General features: G+C 72.0%; 19 protein-coding genes and 2 pseudogenes. 7 read left to right on the forward strand and 14 right to left on the reverse strand.

Annotation, left to right across the window (positions count from 1 at the left end; translation table 11 throughout):
• Positions 1–150 precede the first annotated feature (150 nt).
• The gene (locus V8690_RS18260) at positions 151–1,449 is read right to left on the reverse strand and encodes an MFS transporter (RefSeq protein ID WP_338780194.1); all 1,299 of its coding nucleotides are present in this window, start codon (positions 1,447–1,449) and stop codon (positions 151–153) included.
• Positions 1,450–1,520: 71 nt separating this feature from the next.
• Here V8690_RS18260 and V8690_RS18265 point away from each other — a divergent pair, with 71 nt between their 5' ends.
• On the forward strand, positions 1,521–2,567 hold the full coding sequence (locus tag V8690_RS18265) for a helix-turn-helix domain-containing protein (protein ID WP_338780196.1): 1,047 nt from the start codon (positions 1,521–1,523) through the stop codon (positions 2,565–2,567).
• Here V8690_RS18265 and V8690_RS18270 read toward each other — a convergent pair.
• The 3 genes and pseudogenes from V8690_RS18270 to V8690_RS18280 all read right to left on the reverse strand — a co-directional run bounded on the left by V8690_RS18270 (position 2,557) and on the right by V8690_RS18280 (position 5,806).
• Positions 2,557–3,606, reverse strand: a complete 1,050-nt coding sequence (locus V8690_RS18270; RefSeq protein WP_338780197.1) for a Zn-dependent alcohol dehydrogenase — start codon at positions 3,604–3,606, stop codon at positions 2,557–2,559. The genes V8690_RS18265 and V8690_RS18270 overlap by 11 nt on opposite strands.
• Positions 3,606–4,753: pseudogene (locus V8690_RS18275) on the reverse strand (acyl-CoA dehydrogenase family protein). Before V8690_RS18275 ends, V8690_RS18270 begins: the two are co-directional and overlap by 1 nt.
• A gap of 138 nt (positions 4,754–4,891) precedes the next feature.
• On the reverse strand, positions 4,892–5,806 hold the full coding sequence (locus V8690_RS18280; RefSeq protein ID WP_338780199.1) for an SDR family oxidoreductase: 915 nt from the start codon (positions 5,804–5,806) through the stop codon (positions 4,892–4,894).
• A 106-nt stretch (positions 5,807–5,912) separates the two neighbouring features.
• Here V8690_RS18280 and V8690_RS18285 point away from each other — a divergent pair, with 106 nt between their 5' ends.
• The gene (locus tag V8690_RS18285; protein ID WP_338780200.1) at positions 5,913–6,839 is read left to right on the forward strand and encodes a cyclase family protein; all 927 of its coding nucleotides are present in this window, start codon (positions 5,913–5,915) and stop codon (positions 6,837–6,839) included.
• Positions 6,840–7,334: 495 nt separating this feature from the next.
• On the opposite strand, the gene V8690_RS18290 is transcribed toward V8690_RS18285, so the two are convergent.
• The 4 genes from V8690_RS18290 to V8690_RS18305 form a co-directional block, all read right to left on the reverse strand.
• Positions 7,335–7,814: an ATP-binding protein gene (locus V8690_RS18290; protein ID WP_338785395.1), complete on the reverse strand. Its 480-nt coding sequence runs from the start codon at positions 7,812–7,814 to the stop codon at positions 7,335–7,337.
• Between the two features lie 443 nt (positions 7,815–8,257).
• The gene (locus tag V8690_RS18295) at positions 8,258–9,139 is read right to left on the reverse strand and encodes an acyl-CoA dehydrogenase family protein (RefSeq protein ID WP_338780202.1); all 882 of its coding nucleotides are present in this window, start codon (positions 9,137–9,139) and stop codon (positions 8,258–8,260) included.
• 2 nt (positions 9,140–9,141) lie between these two features.
• Positions 9,142–10,275: an acyl-CoA dehydrogenase family protein gene (locus V8690_RS18300; protein ID WP_338780204.1), complete on the reverse strand. Its 1,134-nt coding sequence runs from the start codon at positions 10,273–10,275 to the stop codon at positions 9,142–9,144.
• The gene (locus V8690_RS18305) at positions 10,275–11,471 is read right to left on the reverse strand and encodes an amidohydrolase family protein (protein WP_338780206.1); all 1,197 of its coding nucleotides are present in this window, start codon (positions 11,469–11,471) and stop codon (positions 10,275–10,277) included. Before V8690_RS18305 ends, V8690_RS18300 begins: the two co-directional genes overlap by 1 nt.
• Before the next feature lie 89 nt (positions 11,472–11,560).
• Here V8690_RS18305 and V8690_RS18310 point away from each other — a divergent pair, with 89 nt between their 5' ends.
• The gene (locus V8690_RS18310; protein ID WP_338780208.1) at positions 11,561–13,075 is read left to right on the forward strand and encodes an AMP-binding protein; all 1,515 of its coding nucleotides are present in this window, start codon (positions 11,561–11,563) and stop codon (positions 13,073–13,075) included.
• 20 nt (positions 13,076–13,095) lie between these two features.
• Here V8690_RS18310 and V8690_RS18315 read toward each other — a convergent pair whose 3' ends face one another.
• Positions 13,096–13,608 carry an EF-hand domain-containing protein gene (locus V8690_RS18315; RefSeq protein ID WP_338780210.1) on the reverse strand — a complete coding sequence of 171 codons (513 nt, stop codon included), beginning with the start codon at positions 13,606–13,608 and terminating at the stop codon, positions 13,096–13,098.
• A gap of 168 nt (positions 13,609–13,776) precedes the next feature.
• Positions 13,777–14,157, reverse strand: a complete 381-nt coding sequence (locus tag V8690_RS18320) for an STAS domain-containing protein (protein ID WP_338780212.1) — start codon at positions 14,155–14,157, stop codon at positions 13,777–13,779.
• 361 nt (positions 14,158–14,518) lie between these two features.
• Here V8690_RS18320 and V8690_RS18325 point away from each other — a divergent pair, with 361 nt between their 5' ends.
• Both V8690_RS18325 and V8690_RS18330 read left to right on the forward strand, forming a co-directional pair.
• Positions 14,519–15,100 (forward strand): sigma-70 family RNA polymerase sigma factor, encoded by a 582-nt coding sequence (locus tag V8690_RS18325; protein WP_338780214.1) that lies wholly within the window; start codon positions 14,519–14,521, stop codon positions 15,098–15,100.
• Complete coding sequence (locus tag V8690_RS18330; protein ID WP_338780216.1) at positions 15,097–16,527, forward strand: zf-HC2 domain-containing protein; 1,431 nt, start codon at positions 15,097–15,099, stop codon at positions 16,525–16,527. The genes V8690_RS18325 and V8690_RS18330 overlap by 4 nt, the downstream gene beginning before the upstream one ends.
• A 37-nt stretch (positions 16,528–16,564) precedes the next feature.
• On the opposite strand, the gene purU is transcribed toward V8690_RS18330, so the two are convergent.
• Positions 16,565–17,446, reverse strand: coding sequence for a formyltetrahydrofolate deformylase (purU, locus tag V8690_RS18335; protein WP_338780218.1), 882 nt, complete (start codon positions 17,444–17,446; stop codon positions 16,565–16,567).
• A gap of 46 nt (positions 17,447–17,492) precedes the next feature.
• Positions 17,493–17,993 carry a hypothetical protein gene (locus V8690_RS18340; RefSeq protein ID WP_338780220.1) on the reverse strand — a complete coding sequence of 167 codons (501 nt, stop codon included), beginning with the start codon at positions 17,991–17,993 and terminating at the stop codon, positions 17,493–17,495.
• 117 nt (positions 17,994–18,110) lie between these two features.
• Between V8690_RS18340 and V8690_RS18345 the strand changes: the two genes are divergently transcribed.
• Entirely contained in the window at positions 18,111–19,424 is a 1,314-nt protein-coding gene (locus V8690_RS18345; RefSeq protein ID WP_338780222.1) for an ABC transporter substrate-binding protein, read from the forward strand.
• A 35-nt stretch (positions 19,425–19,459) separates the two neighbouring features.
• Here V8690_RS18345 and V8690_RS18350 read toward each other — a convergent pair.
• Both V8690_RS18350 and V8690_RS18355 read right to left on the reverse strand, forming a co-directional pair.
• A pseudogene (locus V8690_RS18350) lies at positions 19,460–21,375 on the reverse strand (hypothetical protein).
• A gap of 296 nt (positions 21,376–21,671) precedes the next feature.
• On the reverse strand, positions 21,672–23,057 hold the full coding sequence (locus V8690_RS18355) for a transcriptional regulator (protein ID WP_338780224.1): 1,386 nt from the start codon (positions 23,055–23,057) through the stop codon (positions 21,672–21,674).
• A gap of 307 nt (positions 23,058–23,364) precedes the next feature.
• On the opposite strand from V8690_RS18355, the gene V8690_RS18360 reads away from it, so the two are divergent.
• The gene (locus V8690_RS18360) at positions 23,365–24,027 is read left to right on the forward strand and encodes a bifunctional DNA primase/polymerase (RefSeq protein WP_338785396.1); all 663 of its coding nucleotides are present in this window, start codon (positions 23,365–23,367) and stop codon (positions 24,025–24,027) included.
• Positions 24,028–24,150 lie beyond the last annotated feature (123 nt).

The raw sequence follows: 24,150 nt of genomic DNA on the forward strand, positions 1-24,150 counted from the left end.
CGAAGCGCCCTTGAGGCAGGCCGTGGCAGCACGACACTGGCGGGGAAGCGGGCGGCCCCGACAGTTCCTTCGCGACGTACGCGAGGAATTCGATCCGCGTCGTAGAAACAACAGTCAGGTGCCGAGTGCCCGGAAGCTCGGAATCACCGGTCAGGCGACCCGCCGCCGAATCACCAACGCCATCAGCGCCGCCACCGCGCACAGCGCCCCCGACGCGTACCACACCACGTCGTACGAGCCGAACGTGTCGCGGGCGACGCCGCCGAGGAAGGCGACCAGGGCCGCGCCGAGCTGGTGGGAGGCGAGGACCCAGCCGAAGACGATCGCGCTGTCCTCGCCGTACTGCTCGCGGCACAGGGCGAGGGTGGGCGGGACGGTGGCGACCCAGTCGAGGCCGTAGAAGACGATGAAGAAGATCATCGGCGGCTGGACGCTGGGCGTGATTAGGAGCAGGGGGAGGAAGAGGAGGGAGACGCCCCGCAGGGAGTAGTAGACGGCGAGCAGGCGCCGGGCCTCGAAGCGGTCGGTGAACCAGCCGGAGGCGATCGTGCCGACGACGTCGAAGACGCCGATGACCGCGAGCAGCGAGGCGGCGGTCGTCAGGGGCATGCCGTGGTCGTGGGCGGCGGGCACGAAGTGGGTCTGGATCAGGCCGTTGGTCGAGGCGCCGCAGATCGCGAAGGTGCCGGCGAGCAGCCAGAACGGGCCGGTGCGGGCGGCCGAGAACAGGACGGTCACGGCGCGGCGGGCGGCGCCGGGGACCGGTGCGGGCTTCGGTACGAACTCGGTGGCGCCGTACGGCTTCAGGCCCACGTCCGCGGGATGGTCGCGCAGCAGGAGCCAGACGAACGGAACGACCGCCAGGGCGGCGAGCGCGACCGTCACGGCCGCCGGGCGCCACTCGTGCCGCTCGACGATCCAGGACAGCAGGGGCAGGAAGATCAGCTGGCCGGAGGCGGACGCGGCGGTGAGGATGCCGCTGACCAGGCCGCGACGCTCGGTGAACCAGCGGTTGGTGACGGTCGCGGCGAACGCCAGCGCCATGGAGCCGGAGCCGAGACCGACCAGCAGGCCCCAGCACAGCATCAGTTGCCAGGCCGCCGTCATCCACACCGTGAGGCCCGAGCCGAGCGCGATGACCGTCAGGGCGACCGCGACCACCCGGCGGATGCCGAAGCGGTCCATCAGGGCCGCCGCGAACGGGGCCGTCAGACCGTACAGCGCGAGATTGACCGAGACGGCGGCACCGATCGTGCCGCGCGACCAGTCGAACTCGTCGTGCAACGGGTCGATGAGCAGGCCCGGCACGGACCGGAAGGCGGCCGCGCCGATGATCGTCACGAAGGTGACGGCGGCGACGAACCATGCCCGGTGCACGCGTCTGCGGCCGCCGTGGCCCGGCTTCGACGCCTGCTGTACGACTGCTGCGGCTTCGTTTGTCTGGGTCACGACATAGAGCTTCCGGCCGGCGACCAGCTCCATCGAGTGGCCCGAAGGACAGCATTCGCTAGGATCGGGCCATGACATCGGCCACCCACTCCAGTCCGGACCCGGACCCGGACCCGGCCGACGGCTTCCGCCCCCACCGCGTCGTCGTCCTCGCCCTCGACGGTCTGCTGCCCTTCGAACTGGGCATCCCGCACCGCATCTTCGGCCGCCCCAAGGACGCCCGGGGCCGACGCCTGTACGAGGTCGTGACCTGCTCGGTCCGCCCGCCGGGCCTGGTCGAGACGGACGCCGACTTCGCCATCCACGTCGCACACGGCCCTGAGGCCCTGGCCGACGCCGACACGTTGATCGTCCCGGCGTCGTACCAACTCGGCCCGGTTCACCGCGAGGGCGTGCTGACCGACGAACTGGCCGCGGCCCTCGCCCGCCTCCGGCCCGGCACCCGGCTGGCCTCCATCTGCACCGGCGTCTACGTTCTCGCAGCCGCCGGTCTCCTCGACGGCCGCCCCGCCACCACCCACTGGGCCGACGCCGAGCGCCTCCAGCGGCTCTTCCCCAGGGTCCGGGTCGACCCGGACGTGCTGTTCATCGACGACGGCGACGTGCTGACCTCCGCGGGCGTGGCGGCCGGCATCGACCTGTGCCTGCACATCGTGCGCCGCGACCACGGCGCCGCCGTCGCCAACGACGTGGCCCGCCGTACGGTCGTACCGCCGCACCGCGACGGCGGTCAGGCCCAGTACATCGAGCGGCCGGTGCCCGATCCACAGCAGGCCTCCACCACCACCGCCCGCGCCTGGGCCCTGGGCCGCCTCCACGAGCCCATCCAGTTGCGCGACATGGCCGCCCAGGAGGCCATGTCGGTCCGCACGTTCACCCGCCGCTTCCGCGAGGAGACCGGCGTCAGCCCGGGCCAGTGGCTCATCCAGCAGCGCGTGGAACGGGCCCGGCACCTGCTGGAGTCCACCGACCGCACCGTCGACCAGGTGGCCCGGGACGCGGGCTTCGGCACGGCCCAGTCGATGCGCCAGCACCTCCAGTCGGCGCTCGGCGTCACCCCCACCGCGTATCGCCGGACCTTCCGAACCGGAAGAGACAAGGCGGCCGTCAGAACGTGAGCACCCCGCGCCCCACCCGCCCCGCCTCCGCGTCCGCCGCCGCCTTCTCGAAGTCCTCGACCGGGTAGGTCCGGGTCACCAGTTCGTCGAGCAACAGCCGGCCCTGGCGGTACAGGTCCGCGTACAGGGCGATGTCGCGCTGGGGCCGGGAGGAGCCGTAACGGCAGCCCAGGATGGACTTGTCGAGGTACATCGACGAGACGCGGAAGGACGCCTCGGCCGTGGCCGGCGGCACGCCGAGGAGGATCGCCTGGCCGTGCCGGTCCAGCGCGTCGATCGCCTGGCGGATCAGCTCCACGCGGCCGACGCACTCGAAGGCGTGGTCCGCGCCCGTGGGCAGGATGTCCCGCACGCCCTCCGTCGAGGTGAGGAAGTCCGTCGCGCCGAAGCGGCGTGCCACGTCCTCCTTCGCCGGGTCGGCGTCGACGGCCACGATCCGCAGGGCACCCGCGAGCCGCGCCCCCTGCAGCACGTTCAGGCCGATGCCGCCGGTTCCGATCACCAGGACGCTGTCCCCGCGGTCCACCCGCGCCCTGTTCAGTACGGCGCCCACTCCCGTCAGCACACCGCACCCGATGAGCGCCGCCGACACCATCGGGACGTCCCCCGGGATCCGCACCGCCTGCACGGACTTCACCACGGTCCGCTCGGCGAAAGCCGAGTTGCAGGCGAACTGGAACACGGGCCGCCCGCCCCGCGTGAACGGCTGCCCCGGCCGCCCGATCGCCTGCCGGCACATCGTCGGCCGCCCCCGGTCGCACTCCGCGCACGTGCCGCAGTTGGCGAGCGTGGACAGGGACACGTGATCCCCGGGCGCGACATGCGTGACGCCCTCCCCTACCGCCTCCACCACACCCGCGCCCTCGTGCCCCAGCACCACAGGAACCGGGAAGGGTATGGTCCCGTCCACCACCGACAGATCGCTGTGGCACAGCCCCGCCGCCGAGATCGCGACCCGCACCTCGCCCGGCCCCGGGTCCCGTACCTCCAGGTCGTCCACGACCTGGACCTGCTTCCCGTCGAACAGCACACCCCTCATCACGCGGCTCCCTTGGGCTCTCCGGGCAGGCCGAGCACGCGCTCGGCGATGATCGTGCGCTGGATCTGGTCCGAGCCGCCGTAGAGGGTGTCGGCCCGGGAGAAGAGGAAAAGGTGCTGTGCCGCGTCCAGTTCGTACGGCGACGAGAGCGACCAGTCCGCCGGACCGACGCTCGCCGCCGCGCCCCGCACCAGCACCGCCAGTTCCCCGAGCCGCTGATGCCAGCCGGCCCACAGCAGCTTCGCCACGCTCGGGGCACCCGCGTCGCCCGAACCGCCCAGTGTGCGCAGGGCGTTCCAGCGCATCGTGCGCAGCTCGGCCCACTGCCGGACGAGCCGTGCCCGTACGACGGGGTCCTCCACCGCACCCGACTCCACGGCCGCCCGCACCACACAGTCCAGTTCCTCGGCGAACCCGATCTGCTGCGCCAGCGTGGACACGCCGCGCTCGAAACCGAGCAGGCTCATGGCGACGCGCCAGCCGTTGCCCTCGCCGCCGACGACATGCGCCGCGTGGGCGCCGTCGAAGAAGACCTCGTTGAAGTCGCTGGTGCCGGTCATCTGCCGGATGGGGCGGACCTCGATCCGGCCCGGCTGGTCCATGGGGACGAGGAGGAAGGTCAGTCCGTGGTGCCGCAGCGACCCGGGATCGGTGCGGGCGAGCACGAAGCACCAGTCCGCCTCGTGCGCGAGTGACGTCCAGATCTTCTGCCCGGTGACGCGGTAGGTACGGCCGTCCGCCTCGCGCACGGCCGCGGTGCGGACACCGGCCAGGTCCGAGCCCGCGCCGGGTTCGCTGTAGCCCTGGCACCAGAGTTCCTCGCCGGCGGCGACCGGGGGAGGAAGCGGGACTTCTGCTCCTCGGTGCCGTGCGCGATGAGCGTGGGGGCCAGGAGGTTCTCACCGATGTGGCCGGAGCGCGGGGGCGCGGCCGACCGGGCGTACTCCTCGGCCCAGGCGACCTGTTGGGTGAGCGTGGCGGTGCGATTGCCGTAGCCGTCCGCGCCCCAGCCGATCCCGATCCACCCGGCTGCCCCGAGGGTGCGTTCCCAGGAGCGACGGTCTCTCACGCCCTTGGCGTGCGCGGCGAGCCAGGCACGAGCCTCGCCCCGGAAGTCCTCGTCTTCTTGCGCGAACCCGAAATCCACGGTTGCCGCCTCGTTTCGGTGATTGGGCTTGCGGTAAGGCCCTTGAGGGGCGGGGGCTGTGCTTGATATGCGGTTCCGCCGCGTGGGCGCGAGAAACCACAACGCACCCGCCGCCGCCACACCCCACGCACCCCCGATCTACTGGGCGTTCGGCCGCTCCCCCTCCCGAGCCGCCCTCTCCGTCTCCCGCACCCGCTCCAACATCGGCATCGGATCCACCCCCACCGACCCGGGCAGAAACTCCGCGATCCTCTCCACGGTCCAACCGCCAAAGGCGTACGCCGCACGCAACTCCCTCGGCTGCGCCCACACCGCGATCTTCGCCCCGGCGACCGTGTACACCTGCCCGGTGATCCCCTGCTCCCGCGCCCCGTCGGACAGCAGATACACCACCAGCGCGGCGACGTCCTCCGGCTCCCCGATCTCCGCCAGTTTCATCGGCACGCCCGCGGACATCCGCGTACGCGCGACCGGCGCCACCGCGTTCGCGGTCACCCCGTACTTGTGCAGCCCCAGCGCGGCGCTCCGCACGAGCGAGATGATCCCGCCCTTGGCCGCGCTGTAGTTGGCCTGCGACACCGACCCCTGATGGTTGCCGCTGGTGAAGCCGATCAGCGTGCCGTCGCGCTGCTTGCGCATCACCGCCGAGGCCGCCCGGAACACCGTGAACGTGCCCTTCAGATGCGTCGCGACGACCGGGTCCCACTCCTCCTCGGTCATGTTGAACAGCATCCGTTCCCGCAGGATCCCGGCCACGCAGACGACACCGTCGAGACGCCCGTACGAGGACAGCGCCACGTCGACGACCCGCTGCCCGCCCGCCATGGTGGAGATGTCGTCGGCGACGGCGACCGCGTCCCCGCCCGCCGCCTCGATCTCCTTGACCACGGTCTCGGCGACCTCACTGGTCGGGGAGGCGCCGTCGACCGCCACGCCGTAGTCGTTGACGACGACCTTCGCTCCCTCGGCGGCCGCCGCTCGTGCGACCGCCCGGCCGATGCCCCGCCCCGCGCCCGTGACGGCGACGACCTTGCCTGCCAAGAAGTTCCCCACGCCCGGCCCCTTCCCGTCCCACAGTTTCTGACGGACCGTTAGATTTCGCAGACGTTCAGATTCTACGACCCGTCAGATACGGGAACACAAGCCCCGGGGAGGACTCATGTCGCTGCCGGACGCGTTCCACGACATCGCCAAGCGCGTGAACAACTGGGGCCGTTGGGGAGCCGCCGACGAGCTCGGCACGCTGAACCTGATCACCGACGAGGTCGTCCGGGAGGCCGCGGCGACGGTCCGCACCGGCCGCCGGATCCCGCTCGCGCTCCCCCTCCGGCGCGACGGCGTCCAGACGGGGATGATCCCGGGGCGGATCGACCCGCTGCACGTCATGGTGCAGATCAACCAGGAGCTCTTCGGCCCGGACACCGTCGCGTGCAGCGACGACGCCGTGACCATGGGCCTCCAGGCGGCCACCCACTGGGACGCGCTGCCGCACGTCTCGCACTCGGGCAGGCTCTACAACGGCCGTCCGGCGAGCTCCATCACCCCGCACGGCGGCGCCGAGTTCAGCGGCATCGACAAGGTCCGGCACCTCGTCTCACGCGGAGTGCTGCTCGACGTCGCCCGGGCCCGGGGCACCAACCGGCTCGACGGCGGGTACGCCGTCACGCCCGAGGATCTGGACGCCGCCGAGGAACTGGCCGGCGCGCGGGTGCGGGCCGGTGACGTCGCGCTCGTGCGGACCGGACAGGTCCGGCTCTGTCTGGCCGGGGACCGGCACGCGTACGCCTATCCGTCCCCGGGGCTGTCGATCCGGACGCCCGAGTGGTTCCACGCGCGCGATGTCGCGGCGGTCGCCAACGACACCCTCACCTTCGAGGTGTTCCCGCCCGAGGTGGAGGACCTGTGGCTGCCGGTGCACGCCCTCCACCTCGTGGAGATGGGGATGCCACAGGGCCAGAACTGGAATTTCGAAGAGTTGTCCACAGCCTGTGGAGAAGCGGGACGCTATGTGTTCCTGCTGACGGCGACACCCGAGCCGTTCACCGGGGCGACCGGCTCTCCGGTGGCCCCGGTCGCCGTCCTGTAGTCCCGGCACGCCACGGCCGACACGCCACGCCGCCCACCAAGCCACCACCACCCCGCCGCCTGAAGCTGGATGGCGGCGCCGCGCTGCTCGCCCCGAGCACGGCAGCGCGCGCCGCCACCCGACTCCGGCGCTCCCGCCCCGGCCCCCGTGCCCCTGACAGGGAGCCGACGCCGAATCACGACTCACACTCGCCGAGGGCCGCCGTCGTCGCAGCCCTCGCCGTCCCCTCACGGCGAATCGCTGCCCACAAGCGTGAGCAAACGGTCACGACCCGTCAACACCCGTTCGGTGATTTGTCGCTTACGCGGCTTTCACCGCAGGCGCGCACGGAAGCACATCCCAGCGCACCGCCGCATGCCATGACGAAAACGGCGTACCTGCCGTGCGACCGCGCTCCGGTCCCGCCGCAACACCGCACGGCAGGTGCCGCCGTACACCACTCCTCCTCCACGCGCGCCCGACAGTCACGGACGGGGCACCCGAAGCGCCCCGGCCCTACACCGCCTCGTACGCCAGCCCCTCGAAGGACGCCCCGCCGCCGCACGCCACCGCGCCGCCCCCGCACGCCGCCGCGGCCTCGGAGGACTTCGAACACCGGTCCAGTTCGCACCAGATGCGCTTGCCGGTGTTCTCGACGCTCCAGCCCCAGCGGTCGGCGAGGCCGTCGACGAGTGCGAGGCCCCGGCCGCCGGTCGCGTCGTCGTCCGCACACCGGGGCACGGGAGCCCGGCCGCTGCGGTCGGCGACCTCGAGCCGGACGGTGACCTCCTCCGTCACCGCGTGCGGCAGGGACAGCCGCAGCACGGCGGGCCGGCCGGTGTGCACCACGGCGTTGGTGACCAGCTCGGAGACGAGGAGGATCAGGGTCTCGGCGAGCGGCTCGTCGGCCTGTATGCCCGACCCGGCCAGGCGGGAGCGGGCCCACCGCCGGGCCCGCCCCACCTCTGCGGGGTCGGGCCGGATCTCCAGCTGCACTTGAAGCACCTGCACCGCTCACACCATCCGAACCGGCGGACACTTAGGCTCGCGCCTCACGAGGGCCACGATCGTAGCCATTTTCTGCATGGCCAGAACAACGGCCGGGACAAGGATCACGGAACGTGAATCCCTTGTGGGACAGCATGGTTGACGTACAGTCACCCCAACAAGCGCTTCGGGCATATTCCAGCGCGAAGGAGTACCCGTGCGGCATACTGTGCGACGCTCGTCGGAGGGAGTCGAACAGGCGGCGCCACTGGGTCGTACCGCACTCAGAGCCACTCGCATCTCACACAAGGTACCGGAGCGGCCAGTCGACTCCGGGCCGTGACGAGTCACTCCGAGGACACAAGCCGGTATCAACGCTCCGTGATCACGCGATGCCACGATCCGCGACATCTTCTCCGACATATTCGGTGGCACCGCAGCCAGACGGCCTGTCAGGCCGATCCGGCCGCCAGAGCGGCCGCGAGAATTTCCTCACTCTCCGTGACACCACCCGTACGTTGGGTTCGAACCCATGCGCGTTTCAGATGCAGATGAACCTCGGACTCCCAGGTGAAGCCCATGCCGCCGTGCACCTGGAGACAGTCGCGGGCGCCGCGCACGGCGGCCTCGTCGGCGAGCAGGCGGGCCGCGGCGATGTCGACCGGGTCGGCGGTGACGGCCGCCGCGTACACCGCCGCGCGGGCCGTTTCCGACCGGACCAGCATCCCGGCGCACAGATGTGCCACCGCCTGGAAGGCCCCTACGGGCCGTCCGAACTGCTCGCGCGCCCGGGCGTGTTGCACCGCCAGTTCGCAGACGCGGGCGGCCGTGCCGAGCTGCTCGGCGGCGGTGAGGAGGACGGCGACGGGGTCCGCGCCCGCCGCCGCGCCGCCGGGCACGCGGTGCAGCGGCGTCAGCGGGTCGAGGGAGCGCATCGGCACGGCTCCGGCGGCGTCACCGCGCACGACGTCGGCCTGAGCCAGCCACTCCACGAGCCCGCCGTCCACGGCCGAGACGACCGCCTCCCCGGTGGCGGCTCCCGGCACCACACCGGCCGCGAGATGGGTGGCGGCCAACGGCCCGGGCAGCAGCGCCCGCCCGGCCTCCTCGAACACCAACACGGCCTCCGGCAGCCCCAGTCCCACTCCGCCCTCCGCCTCCGGCAACCGCAACGCGAAGAACCCGGCCTCCCCCAGCGCCCGCCACAACGCCCTGTCGAGCCGCCCAGGGGTCCCCACGGCCCCGCGCAGCACCTCCCCGTCGAAGCGCCGTGCCAGCAGCTGTCGCGTCCCGTCCCGCAACGCCCGCTGGTCGTCGGTCAACCGGAAGCGCACGGTCACCGTCCCTTCGGCAGGCCGAGGATCCGCTCGGCGATGATGCTGTGCTGGATCTGCGAGGTGCCGGCCGCGATGGTGTACGACAGGGACGAGAGGCGGTCGAGCGTCCAGGGGCGGTCCAGGTCGAGGCAGTCGGCGCCCAGTACCTCGGCGGCGGCGGCGTAGAGCTCCTGGCGGGCGTGCGAGTACCGCAGCTTGAAGACCGAGCCTCCGACGCCCGGCATGCCGCCCGACGCCTGGGCCGCGCTCACGTTCCACTGCGTCAGCCGCCACAGCGCCCGGAACTCGGCGTGGAGCCCGCCCAGCCGGCGCCGGAGGGCCGGGTCCTCCCAGCGGCCGTTCTCGCGGGCCTCGACGGCCAGTTCACCGAGGACGCGGCGGCAGGCGGCGACCTCGCCGGCGAAGGCCGTGCCGCGTTCGAAGGACAGCGTCACCATGGTCACGCGCCAGCCGTCGTTCTCGTCCCCGACCCGGTTCGCCGCCGGCACCCGCACCCCGTCGAGGAAGACCTCGGCGAACTCGGCCGACCCGGCGAGCGTGCGCAGCGGCCGTACGGTGATGCCGGGCGCGTCCATGGGCATGGCCAGCCAGGTGATGCCCCGGTGCTTGGGGGCGCCGGGGTCGGTGCGGACCAACAGCTCGCACCAGTCGGCGACTTCCGCGTGGGAGGTCCAGATCTTGGAGCCGGTCACCACGTAGTCGTCGCCGTCGCGCCACGCGCGCGTGCGCAGGGCCGCGAGGTCGGAGCCGGCGTCCGGTTCGCTGAAGCCCTGGCACCAGATCTCCTCGCCGCGCAGGATCGGCGGCAGCCAGCGCGCCCGTTGTCCGTCCGTGCCCTCGGCGGCGATCGTCGGGCCGGCGTGCAGCAGTCCCACGAAGTTGGCGCCCACGTAGGGCGCGCCCGCCTTCTCCGTCTCCTCCAGGAAGATCAGCCGGGTGGCCGGGGAGGCGTCCCAGTGGACGTCGGCGTATCCGGCGTCGTAGAGCCTGCGCTGCCAGCCGAGGTCGTAGGCCCGCCGCCCGGGCCAGTCGTCGGGGGACGGCTGGGGCGGGAGGCCGGGGAGCGTCTTCGCGAGCCACTCGCGCAGCCGGGCCCGGAACTCCTCCTCCTCGGGGGTGTCCGACAGGTCCATCAGCGGTCGAGGTCCAGGTCCAGCATCCGGATGGCGTTGCCGCGCATCAGCTTGTAGACCGTCTCGTCGTCGAGGCCCTTCACATGGTCGAGGGCGACCTCCTTGGTGTGCGGGAAGGTCGAGTCGACGTGCGGGTAGTCCGTCTCGAAGGTGGCGTTGTCCCGGCCGACCACGTCCAGGGACGCCACTCCGTGCTTGTCGCGGAAGAAGCAGCAGAAGATCTGCCGGTAGTAGTACGTCGACGGCGGCTCGGGGATCGTGTCGCGGACACCGCCCCAGGCGCGGTGCTCCTCCCAGACGTCGTCGGCGCGCTCCAGGGCGTACGGGACCCAGCCCATCTGCCCCTCGCTGTAGGCGAGTTTGAGGCGCGGGAACTTCACCAGCACCCCGCTGAAGAGGAAGTCCATCATCGAGGCCATCGCGTTGTTGAAGCTGAGCGAGGCCTGGACGGCGGGCGGGGCGTCCGGGGAGGCGGCCGGCATCTGGGACGAGGACCCGATGTGCATGTTGACGACCGTCCCGGTCTCCTGGCAGACCGCGAAGAACGGGTCCCAGTAGCCGGAGTGGATGGACGGCAGCCCGAGATGGGTGGGGATCTCGGAGAAGGTCACGGCCTTCACCCCGCGCGCGGCGTTGCGCCGGATCTCCGCGACCGCCAGCTCGACGTCCCACAGCGGGATCAGGCACAGCGGGATGAGTCGCCCGCCGCTGTCCCCGCACCACTCCTGAACCATCCAGTCGTTGTAGGCGCGCACGCAGGCGAGGGCGACCTCCTTGTCGTGCGCCTCGGCGAAGGTCTGTCCGCAGAACCGCGGGAAGCTCGGGAAGCAGAGGCTCGCCTCGACATGGTTGAGGTCCATGTCCTTCAGCCGTTCCTTCGGGTCCCAGCAGCCGGGCCGCATCTCCTGGCGGGTGATGCCCTCCAGGGTCATCTCGTCCCGGTCGAAGCCGACGGCGGCGATGTTGCGCTTGTACGGGAACTTCAGGTCCTCGTAGATCCACCAGTCGGTGGGCGGGCCGTCCGGGTCCATCGTGATCCGGTACTTGCCGCCGATGTAGGCGAGTTCACCGATCCCGGCGGTCAGCGCCTTGGGGCCGCGGTCGCGGTACTTGGCCGGCAGCCACGTCTCGAAGAGGTGGGCCGGCTCGATCACGTGGTCGTCGACGCTGATGATGCGGGGCAGTTCGGTCGCCATGGGTCCCCTCCGCCGGACGGTACTTATCTGATGCAACGTCAGATAGCATCCCACCTGACGACCCGTCAGCCAAGGAGCCGGGGGCAGCCGTGAACGAGACCCCGCACGCCCTGAGTTCGTCCCGCACGCTGTGGGAACTGGTCACCCGGCGCGCCGCCCTCACTCCCGACCGGTCCCTCTTCCTCCAGGACGACCGACCTGGGCGGCGCACGCTCACCTTCGGCGGCCTGCGTACGCGTGCCGAGCGGGTCGCGGCCGGCCTGTACGGCATGGGCGTACGCCCCGGCACGGTGGTCGCCTGGCAGCTGCCCACCCGTATCGAGACGGCCCTGCTCTCCTTCGCGCTGGCCCGCCTCGGCGCCGTGCAGACCCCGGTGATCCCCTTCCACCGGGACCGCGAGGTCGGCTTCGCGCTGCGCGAGTCGAAGGCGGAGTTCTTCGCGGTGCCGGGCGAGTGGCGGGGCTTCGACCACACGCGGATGGCACGGCGGCTCGGCGCGAAGGGCGTCTTCGAGGCGTACGACGACCTGCCGGACGGCGACCCGTCCGTGCTGCCTCCCCCGCCCTCCGACGGCACCGCGGTCCGCTGGATCTACTGGACGTCCGGCACGACCTCCACCCCCAAGGGCGTACTGCACACGGACCGTTCGCTGCTCTCGGGCGGCTCCTGCCTCGCCCACGCCCTGCGGCCCACGGCGGACGACGTGGGGTCGATCGCCTTCCCCTACGCCCACATAGGCGGGCCCGACTACACGGTGATGCTGCTGTTGTACGGCTTCCCGGCGGTGCTGTTCGAGCAGTTCGCGCTGCCGGAGGCGCTGGAGGCCTACCGGCGGCACGGGGTGACGGTGGCGGGCGGGTCGACGGCGTTCTACTCGATGTTCCTGGCGGAGCAGCGCAAGCAGCCGGGCGTTCCGATCGTCCCCTCACTGCGACTGCTGGCGGGGGGCGGGGCGCCCAAGCCGCCGGAGCTGTACCACGCCGTCGTACGCGAGATGGGCGTGCGGCTCACCCACGGCTACGGCATGACCGAGGTGCCGATGATCACCATGGGGGCACCGGACGACACCCCCGAGCTGCTGGCGACGACCGAGGGGCGGCCGCCGGAGGGGATGGAGATACGGATCGTGGACGGGGAGGTGCGGTTGCGCGGGGAGGCCGTGTGCCGGGGCTATCTGGATCCGGGGCAGACGGCCGAGGCCTTCGACGAGGAGGGGTTCCTGCGCACGGGCGACTTGGGCCGCCTGACGGACACCGGGCACCTGGTCCTCACCGGCCGGCTGAAGGACGTGATCATCCGCAAGGGCGAGAACATCTCGGCCCAGGAGATCGAGGACCTGCTGCACCGGCATCCGGCGGTCGGGGACGTGGCGGTGATCGGGCTGCCGGACGCGGCGCGCGGGGAGTTGGTGTGCGCGGTGGTGGAACAGCCCCCGGGAGCCGAGGCCCTGACGCTCGCGGCCGCGACCGCCTTCCTGCGCGCCGAGGGACTCTCCGTGCACAAGCTGCCGGAGCGGCTGGAGGTGGTGGACGCCCTTCCGCGGGGCGAGACCCTGCGGAAGGTGCTGAAGTACAAGCTGCGCGAGCGTTATGCGGACACGTGACTCATTCCGCGCACGTGCGGCTACTCGGGCACGGTGAAGTAGCGGGCGAAGGCGGACACGACCTCGGCCTCACCGACCTTGCCGTCCCCGTCCGCGTCGAGCGTGGCGGCGGCCGTGCCGGCGATGTCCTCGGAGACGCCGAGGCACTTCAGGACGCGGGCGGCCTCCTCGACCGTCGCCGCGCCGTCGCCGTCGGTGTCGGCCACGTCCAGGGCCGCGTGCAGGAAGGGACGGGCGATCTCGGCGAAGCGGTCGGGGTTGTCGCGAAGGCGCTTGACCGCGCCGCCCACGAACTCCTCGCGCGTGATGCGCTGGTCGCCGTCACGGTCCGCTATCCCGGCCATGCCCTGCCAGAAGCCCTCGGCGCCGCCGTACAGCGCCTGCCCCTTGTCGGACCGGGCCGCTACGGCGAACTCCATGAGCAGCGCCTTGGCCGCGCCGTAGAAGTCCTCGCGGTCGATGTAGCCGTTGCCGTCCTGGTCGAAGGTGGCGAACCGGGCGGCGATCCTGCGCTCGTACTCGCTGCTGACCATGTCTCTTTCGGGCCGCCTTACGTCGGGTGGGATGCTTCTCGCTCGGAGCGTACGACGGAGGGGGCCGTTCGGGCGCGGGAAAACGTCACTTGTGCCAAGACCGGGGGAATTCCGGGACAACAGGGTGTCTGAACGGCAGCACTCGCCCTACCGTGCGTCATCGGCGCCTCACGCGGACAGGGGTTCGCCCTCGTCACCCAGGGCCGCGTCCAGATCGCCGTACACGTCGAAGAGCCTGCGTACGCCCAGCGCGCCGAGGACCCGGTTGACATGGGACCCGTCGGCCGCGCCCCGGGCGGGCAGCACGAGGCGCAGCCGGCCCTGGCAGGAGCGGATCAGACGGCGGGCGGCGATGAGCACGCCGACGCCGCTGGAGTCGCAGAAGAACACCTCGGACAGGTCGAGTACGAGACAGTGGTGCCCCTCGGCCACCGCGTCGTGCACACGCTGACGCAGCACCGGCGACGTCACCAGATCCAGCTCGCCCGACACCTGGAGCACGGCCCATCCGCCCTGCTCACCGCCGGTCACTTTGAAGGTCACCACCACGCCCTTCGATCGCCAAAACGGAAGCAGTCCCTACGCTTCCTTGCAGCGCGGCTGCCCAGCGGCCGTTCCCTGAAACACAACCCGAAAAACGGATCCCCCCGAGAAGAGGCTTATTTTAGTCGGCTTCGATCCTGTTCGATCCTCTTCAGTCAGGTCTGATCAGAGGACGGGTGGGTAGGCGCGGCCTGACGGCACCCGGTACGAGCGCCGGTGACCCTCTACCACCTGCGGCCGGTCAGGGGGCGCACATTGCCACAAAGGGGCGTGCGCTGCCGGACGTGCCGACTACATTCGGGGAGGTGACGGACACAGACTGGACAGATCACGGGCGCGGCACATGAGCAGGGGGTGAAGGGGCCGCATGGCGAAAAGGGACGTACCGCCCCGCTGGGACCGCAAGATGCAGCAGCGGCTCGCCCGCGGGGAGGCCGCCGCCCTCGGTGAGCTCTACGACCGGTTCGCCTCCCTCGTGCACGGCCTCGCCCACCGCGTCCTCGGCGACGAGCGCGCCGCCGACGGCATCACGCGCGAGGTCTTCATCCACGTCTGGGAGCATCCGGACGCCTACGACCCCAGACAGGGCCCTCTGCGCACCTGGGTCGCCGCACTGACCCACCGCCTGGCCGTCCAGCGCCTGCGCGCCACCGAGACCGCCGCCCTCGCCCGCGAAGGCTCGGGCACCACCGAGGAACTGGAGCGCAAGGTGCGCCGGGCCTCGGTCGCAGCCCGCGCCGACTACATCGTCCAGTCCATGCCGGTTCCGCTGCGCTCGGCCCTGGAGCGGGCCTACTTCCAGCGCCGCGACTACCGCCAGACCGCCACCGACCTCGGCATCACCGAGGACGAGGCCCGCCGCCGCCTCCGCCTGGGCCTGCAACTCCTGTCCACCGCCCACGACTCCGAGGCACCCGGCGCACCACCCGGATACGGGGGTGCGGTGTGAACGGGCCGGACCGGTTCGAGGCGTACGACGACGCGGGCGACGACGGGCACGAGGAGAAGGACAACGCCCAGAGCGAAAGCGGCATCAGAGGCGAATGCGGCGAAAGCACGCACAACACGGATGCCCCCGGCTTGCCTTCAGGACCGGACGGGACGAGCACCCCCGGCGGACCGGTCGGGTCCGGCCACGGCGACGGGCAGGAGCCCGGGCGTCCGCCGCGGATCCCCACGCCCCGGGCCTCCGTCGAGGACAGCGGGCTGCCGTTGCCCGCGCTGGAGGAACTGGGGGACGCGGCATCGCCGCCGCCCGTACGGCCCGTGTTCGAGCACCCCGTGCTGAAGGCCTTGCTCGGCGCCTGGGCGCTGGCCGCGTGCTCGGCCGAGGAGGCCACGGCCGTCGAGGAGCACCTCGGCGAATGCGGCGCGTGTGCCGACGAGGCGCGGCGGCTGCGCGAGGCGGTCGGACTGCTGCACCGCCCCGACAGCCTCGACCTGGACCCGGGCCTGCGCACGCGGGTCCTGGAGTCCTGCCTGGAGCGCCGCCCGCCGCGCATCCCGGTGCCGGACTGGGCCGCCGCGTACGACGCCGAGACCGCGCGCCTGGACGCCCTGCTCCAGGACTTCGGCGACGCCGAGTGGCACGCCCCGGTACGGCTGCGCTGGTTCCGGGCCGACGAGGCCACGAGTCGCCGTACCACCGTCGCCGGCGTCATCGCGCATCTGCTCAGCGTGGACGGGCTGGTGGCGATCGCGCTGGGCCTCGACGACCCGCTGGGCGACGTCACGCCCCGGCGCCCGACCCCGGCGGCCCGCACCGAGGCGTACTGGAGGGCCTCCCACTTCCCGCCCACCCGCGCCGTGCGGGGGCCCTGGCGGGAGCAGGGCCACAACCTCGTCCGCACGGTGTCCTTCACGGGCAGCGGCGTCGGCGGGATGCCGGTGCCGTACGGCGACTTCGAACTGCCCCTGCACGACGCGATGCTCGACCGGGCCTTCGAGTGCTGGGTGCACGCGGAGGACATCGCGGACGCGGTCGACTACCCGTACGACCCGCCCTCGCCGCGCCATCTGCACCGCATGATCGACCTGGCCGCCCGCATGCTGCCGGACGCCCTGGCCCACCGCCGCCGCACCGGCCTCGCGGCACCCGCCCCCCACCGCCACCTCGTGACAGCGGGCGAACCGGGCCGCAGCCTCCGCCTGGAGATCGAGGGCTCGGGCGGCGGCGAGTGGCTGATCCCCCTCGACTCCCCCGCCGCGAAGGGCTCCCCCGAACACGAGGTGGCCCACGTGGCCCTGGACGGTGTCGAGTTCTGCCGCCTGGCAGCGGGCCACGTGCCCCCGCAGGAGGCGGCAGCGGGCCAGGTGGGAGACGGGGAGGCGATCAGGGACTTCCTGTTCGCGGCCGCGTCACTGAGCAGGATGTGAGTGGCCCAGGGGCTTGATCGCTCAGGGGCTTGGTGGCTCAGGCGAAAATCACAGTCCGCCGCCCGTTGAGCAGGATCCTCCGCTCGGCATGCCACTTCACGGCCCGGGCCAGCGCCTGGCACTCCACATCGCGCCCGATCGCGACAAGCCCTTCCGGCGTCACGTCGTGCCCGACCCGCTCGACCTCCTGCTCGATGATCGGCCCCTCGTCCAGATCAGCCGTCACATAGTGAGCGGTCGCCCCGATCAGCTTCACACCCCGGGCGTGAGCCTGGTGATACGGCTTCGCCCCCTTGAAGCTCGGCAGGAACGAGTGGTGGATGTTGATGATCCGCCCGGCCAGCGCCTTGCACAGGTCGTCCGACAGCACCTGCATGTACCGGGCGAGGACGACCAGTTCGACACCCTCCTCACGCACGATGTCGAGCAACCGCGCCTCAGCCTCGGACTTCGTGTCCTTCGTCACCGGAATGTGGTGGAAGGGGATGTTGTACGAGTCCACCAGCTCGGCAAAGTCCGTGTGGTTGGACACCACACCCGCGATCTCCACCGGCAACGCCCCTATCCGTGCCCGGAACAGCAGGTCGTTCAGGCAGTGCCCGAACTTGCTGACCATCAGCAGGATGCGCATCTTCTCGTCGGCCCGGTTGATCCGCCAGTCCATCTGGAAGGAGTCACCGATCGCCGCGAAGCTGGCCCGCAGCTTGTCCAGGGTCACCGGCGCGTCCGCCGAGAAGTGGACCCGCATGAAGAACAGTCCCGTGTCGTGGTCGCCGAACTGCTGACTGTCCTCGATGTTGCAGCCGGTCATGAACAGATAGCTCGACACGGCGTGCACGATGCCCTTCCTGTCCGGGCAGGAAAGGGTGAGGACGTACTGGTCGGCAGGGGCCTCGGCGCGGGTGGACTGCTCATTCATGCAGGACAGGTTCCCACAAGGACCGACACGGCCGGCAATCGTCCCGCTAGGCGGACCTGGTCATGATCCGCAGGACCTCCAGGCTGCGCGGCGGCGTGTCCGGCTCCTCGCCGTCGCTCGTGGCGAGCCGCACATGCGCGTCCCGGGCCGCCCGGACCGCCTCCGGCCACGCCTGGTGCTCGAGGTACGTGGCGACCGGCGCGTCCGGCCCGACCTGGTGCATGATCCGCAGCACCCGCAACACGGCCGTGTCGACGAGGGCCGCCTCCTGCGAGTCGCGGAAGATCGTGCCGACGTACTTCTCGGCGGACCAGTGGTCCAGCCAGGTGTCCTCGACCAGCCGGTACACCGCGTCGGTCACGTCGCCGTAGCCGTCCACGCCGGCCAGCCAGACGTCCCGCTGGAACCCGGGATCGGAGAGCATGTGCAGCGCCGAGCGCACGTTGCTGCGCCAGCGCCACCACGGCATGTCATTGACAGGCATGCCGCCCATGGTGGATGAGCGACGGCCACGACGGGAAGAGTTCTCCGAAGCTTGCACGGTCATCGATCGTACGTTCCCCTCCACATCGGTCACACAGACCCCTGCAATTCACCTGCGCGTCACCAATTGTTGACCAGAGATCACTCACGGGTTAGCCATGTGGCGGAATCGTGCGGAACCATGACCGGCAGGCGACGCAAGCCCAGCACATTCCTCCCCGGCCTCCTCACCCGTCACGCCAGATACGGCGTCCTGTCCGCGGGCACGGCGGTCGCGTGCGCGGCTCTCCTCGCCGGCTGCGGGGTCGTCCCCGGCACCACGGGGGGTACCGGGGACGACCCGATCACCGTCATGACCTGGGCGCCGCAGGGCACCAAGGCCACCAACAAACCCGGCATGCCGGCCTTCGCCCGCGCCTACGCCCGCTGGGTCAACGCCAAGGGCGGGATCAACGGCCGCAAGCTCAACGTGCTCACCTGCAACGACCACAACGACAGCGTGGCCGCCGCCAAGTGCGCCCGGCGGGCCGCCAAGGAGAACGTCGTCGCGGTCGTAGGATCCTACAGCCAGTACGCCGACTCCTTCTTCCCCTCCCTGGAGGGCGCGGGCATCCCGTACATAGGCGGCTACGGCATCACCAACGCCGAGTTCACCAGTCCCCTGTCCTACCCCGTCAACGGCGGCCAGCCCGCGCTGCTCGCCGGTCTCGGCAGCGCGCTCGCCGACGCCTGCGGGCCGGTCGCGCTGATCCGGCCCGACACCATCGCGGGCGACCAGCTGCCCCCGCTGCTCGACTCCGGCCTCAAGGCGAGCGGGCACAGGCCCGCGAGGGACCAGCGGGCGGCGGAGGACGCCACCGAGTACGACGGCCAGGCCGATCTGGCGCTGCGGACGACGACCACGGACCCGGGGAACGAGGGGTGTGTGGTGCCCGCGCTCGGGGACCGCAACGGCACCTTCATGGACTCCTTCCGGCGGGCCCGCGACAACTATCCCGACGTACGGACGGCCACCGTGCTCGGCAGCGTCGACCAGACGGTGATCGACGCGACCGGCGGGGCGTCGGGGCCGTACGAGGGCTCGTACATCACCGGCTGGTACCCGGTGGCGAGCGATCCCCGCTGGGACGCGATGAAGCGGGTGATCAAGGAGGAGGCCTTCGACGACAACCGCATCGACCCCGCGGACGCCGGAGTGCAGACCACCTGGATCGCCTACACCGTGCTCCACAAGGTCATCGAGTCGCTCGGCGACGGGGAGGTGACCGCCGACACGGTCACGGAGGCCCTCGACGACGGCCTCAGGATCAGCACGGGCGGGCTCACGCCGACGCTTCGGTGGCGGTTCCAGGACAAGCTCGCCGCCGTCGGCTTCCCGCGCCTGGTCAATGCCAACGTGACGCTTCAGGTGGTGCGGAAGGGACGGCTGGTGTCGGCGCGGAAGGGCTTCGTCGACACGACGAGGACGCTTCAGGACGCCGACGTGAACTACTGAGCCCCGCTCAGCGGTTCACGCCCTGCTCGGTCGCCTCACAGCTGCGTCGGCTGCCGCTCGGTGAGGCCGTACGTCTTCGCGATGCCGTTCCACAGGTTGGCCGCCTTGGCCTTCTCGGCGCTCGCGACACCGCTGGCCCGGTTGCCGGCCTGCGTCTGGCCGGTGACGCGGGCCTGGCCCTTCTTGCAGCCCTTCTTGCCGGCGGTCTGGTCGGCCCAGGCCGCGTAGTGGTTGTCGGCCGAGGCGGAGGCCTGCCACGCCTTGGTGAGGGCGGTGGTCAGCGCGGCGTGGTCGGGCAGCTTGTCGACCGTGATGCCGGTAAGCCGGGTGACCAGCTCGTTGCGCTGCTTGGCCGCGTCGCGCAGGTCCTTGGCCGCCTGGGCGAGGTTGTCGCAGCCCTTGACGTCGGCCACCGCTTTGATCACGGTGCTGCGGCTGTCGCCGCTGTCGGCGAGCAGCTTGTCCAGCTCGACCGCCTGCGCGCGGGCCGGGTCGGCGGACGGCGAGGCGGAACCGTCCGTCGCGGGCGCCGAGGCGGCCACGGTCTTGTTGTTGTCGCCGCCGTTGTCGTCACCGCCTCCGCCGCCGGCGAGCAGCGCGCCGGCGCCGATGCCGAGCACGGCGATGCCGATGCCGACGGCCGCGATGACCGGCACGCGCGAGCCGGTACGGCCACCGCGACCGGACCGGCCGCCGCCGGCGTGGCCGCCACCGGGCGGGGCGTAGGAGGGCTGGGGGTGGTACTGCGGCTGGGGCTGCTCGAAGCGGGGCAGGTGCTGGGTGGCCGCGGCCGGGCTCTCGGCGCCGGGCTCGCTGCGGAAGAGGTTCTCGAACCCGGCGGGCGGCTGCCGGTCCCCGCCGGGCACCGGCGCGATGTACTGCGTCGCCTCGGCGTCCGGGTTCGAGGCGGGCGGCAACGGCCCGGTCCCCAGGAACCGCGTCGCCTCGGAGTCCTGCTCGGCGGGCATCTCGGGCGGCAGCGCACCCGGGCCCACCGGGGGTATGTACTGCGTCGCCCCCTCGTCGGCGGGGGCGACGGCGACGGGCGGCAGATACTGGGTCGCCCCCTCGTCGGCGGCCGGCGGCAGGGGCACACGCCCGGCAGCGGGGCCCTGCCCACCGGAGGCCGGCACCTGCGGGCCGCCTGCGGCAGCGGACCCGTACGGACCGGAAGCCGACGACTGCGGACCACCCGGAGCAGCGGACCCGTACGGACCGGAAGCCGACGACTGCGGACCACCCGCGGCAGCGGACCCGTACGGACCGGAAGCCGGAGGCAGACCGCCCCCGGTGGGAGAGCCGTACACGCCGGCCTGCTGCGGCGACTGCCCGCCCGCGGGGCCGGTCCCGTACGCCGACTGAGGCGACTGACCGCCCGCAGGTCCGGTCCCGTAGGCGTCAGCCTGCTGAGGCGGCTGCCCCCCGGCAGGGCCTGCCCGTACGCGGCCTGCTGAGGCGGCTGCCCCCCAGTGGGTCCGGTGCCGTACCCGCCGGTGCCCTGGGGGCCCGCTGCCCCAGGGGAGTTGTACGCGTCAGGGCCCTGCGGCTGTGGGCCGCCCGCGTCGGCGGGGCCGTACGCGCCGGAGGCCGGAGGCAGGGCGCCCGTGGCGGGAGGCCCGTACGCGTCGGGCTGCTGCGGCACATGCCCGCCCGCGCCTTCCGGAGGCAGCGGGGCTCCGCCCGCGGGCGCGCCGTACGGGCCGGCGTACGGGTTCGGGGGCTGGGTGCCCTCCGGGGGCGGCGCGCCCGGGGTGGGGTGCTGGGCGCCCCATGCCTGTGGCTCCGACCACTGCTGGGGCGGCTGGGACTGCCAGCTCTGCTCCGGCTGCGCGGGCGGGGTCTGCTGGTCGGGGCCCCACGGCTGGCCCCAGGTCTGGCCCTCGGCGGGGGCGGAGGCCGGGGGCGGGCCGGGCCGACGGCCGGAGGGCGCGTCACCGGGCCCGCCCGTCATACCCGGCAGCAGGGGCTCGCCACCGTCGGAGGGCAGCACGATGCCTTCGCGCGCGGGGCGCGCCGAGGGCTCCTCGCCCTGTCCACTCTGCGTCACCGGGACTCCTACTAATGGGGGACCTTGTGAATCGTCGGGTCACGCTACCGGGTCCCCGGAGCCCGGTGCCACGCAGCACAGGACGTGACTTCCTGCCCTGTGAGCGCGGTAACAAAACCGGGTCACGGCACGCCGCTCATGTCACCTCCCGCGCGTCAAGCGGCCGTTTCCACACGTTCACGCATCCGCGGGCCCTGTGTTCACGCCGCCGCCTGAAGGTCCAGCCGCGCCCCGAACTCCCTGACCACCGCCTCGTCCCGGTACGGCTCCAGCCTCTGCTGGAAGTCCTCCAGATACTCGGCGCCCCGGTTGGAGCGCAGCCCCTCCAGCAGTTCGACGGCCTTCATGCCCGTGCTGCACGCCTCTTCGATCTCGCGCTGCTGCACCTGCGCCGTGGCCAACAGCACATAACCGATGGCCCGGCGGCGCGCCCGCGTCTCGGGATGCCCGGCCAGCGACTCCTGCGCACACCGCGCCGCCGCCTCGGCCTGGCCCAGGTCCCGGTGGCAGTGGGCCAGCTCGTCGGCGAGATAGGCCTCGTCGAAGTGCGCGATCCACGCCGGGTCGTCCCCGGCGGCCGGATCTGCCGCCTCCAGGGCGCTCACCGCGCGCCCGGCCGACGACTGGGCGGCGCGCACGTCGCCCAACAGGGCGTGCCCGCGCGCCTCGGCCGCGTGGAACATCGACTCCGCGCGCGGTGTCACGCGCCCCCGCGTCCCCTCTTGCGCCGCCCGCGCCAACTGCGCGATCTCCCGCGGGTTCCCGAGCTGCGCGGCGAGATGACTCATGGATGCGGCGAGCACGTACCCCCCGTAACCCCGGTCCCCGGCCGCCTGGGCGAGCCGCAGCGCCTGGATGTAGTAGCGCTGGGCCAGCCCGGGCTGCCCGGTGTCCACGGCCATGTACCCGGCGAGCTCGGTCAGCCGGGCCACCGCGGCGAACAGGTCCCGCCCGACCGCCTCCCGGTACGACCCCGCCAGCAGCCCCGAGACGACGCTGTTGAGGTAGTGCACGACGACCGGCCGCACATGACCGCTGCCGTACTGGTGGTCGAGATCCACCAGCGCCTGCGTCATGGCCCGCACCGCCTGCACGTCGGACTGCCCGACCCGCGGCCCGGCCGAGCGCGCCACCTGCCCGTCGGGCGCGGAGATCAGCCAGTCACGGCTGGGCTCGACCAGCGCGGACGCGGCGACCGAGGAGCCGGACAGGAAGTCCCGCCGCCCCACGTCACTGCGCCACAGCTCGCAGACCTGCTCGATGGCCCCCAGTACCGTCGGCGAGAACTGGAGACCGACGCCCGAGGCGAGGTTCTTGCCGTTGGCCATGCCGATCTCGTCGATCGTGACCGTACGGCCGAGCTTGCGGCCGAGCGCCTCGGCGATGATCGCCGGGGCCCGCCCCCGTGGCTGCTGCCCGCGCAGCCAGCGCGCCACCGACGTCTTGTCGTAGCGCAGGTCGAGGCCGTGCTCGGCCCCGCACATGTTGACCCGGCGGGCGAGGCCGGCGTTGGAGCATCCGGCTTCCTGGATGAGCGCCTGGAGCCGTTCGTTCGGCTGCCGGGCGACGAGCGGCCTTGCGGCCATGGCGTACCCCCTGTGGCTGCGGTGCCTGCCCACGCACCGAGTTGACGTGTCTTCCGCGGCCGAGCCCTCTCACGTCCCGGCGAAAGGATCCGGCCGTGAAGATCAATGCCCCGCCGACCAGGCGAAAATGCGAGGCATGTGAGGATTGCCGGGGTAACGGCTGTTGCCGGCCCCACTCGTGGCTACCCAGCTCCGGCCACGGTTCCTCCCGCGCGCCCCCGCACATGCACCCATGCGCCCCGACGACAGGGGCGATGCTCCTCCCCGCGCACGTGGGCGCGCGTAACCCCTGGTGACGACCAGAGTTGTGTTCATCGTGGAAGAGACGATCGTCGGCACCGAAGCCGCTCAGATCCCGAAGCAGCGCGGGGAATCGCTGCTGGACACCGCTGTCCGCTACGCCGAGGAGCGCCACTGGGACGTGTTCCCCGGCACCTGGCTGGAAGCCGTCGACGGCGCTCAGCGCTGCTCCTGCGGTGACGCCGCGTGCCCGGCACCCGGGTCGCACCCGGCGCGTCCGGACTGGGCGACGCAGGCGACGGGCAGCGCGACCGTCGCGCGGCGGATGTGGCAGAAGCAGCCGACGGCGTCGATCCTGCTGCCGACGGGGCGTACGTTCGACGCGATTTCCGTGCCGGAGACCGCCGGGTTCCTCGCGCTGGCGCGGATGGAGCGGATGGAGCTGACGCTGGGACCGGTGACGCTCACGCCGGATCGGCGGATGGAGTTCTTCGTGCTGCCGGGGGCGTCGGTGAAGGTGCCTGACCTGGTGCGGAAGCTGGGGTGGTCGTTGTCCTCGCTGGATCTGACCGTGCTGGGCGAGGGCGCGTATGTGGCCGCGCCGCCCACGCGGTTCGGGTCTCGGGGTGCCGTGCAGTGGGCCTGCCGGCCTACGCCTGCGAATCGGTGGCTGCCGGACGCGGAGGAGTTGATCTCGCCGTTGGCCTATGCGTGCGGCCGGGATCGGTAAGCGCCTGTTCGTCTGCCTGGTTGCCGTTTCGTGGCGGCTGCGGGTTGTTGTCGGCTGATCGCGCCCACGCGGCGGAGCCGCGTATCAGACAGAGCCCCGCGCCCCTTTCAGGCCCGCTTCTCC

This window comes from Streptomyces sp. DG1A-41, assembly GCF_037055355.1.
Classification (GTDB): Bacteria; Actinomycetota; Actinomycetes; order Streptomycetales; family Streptomycetaceae; genus Streptomyces.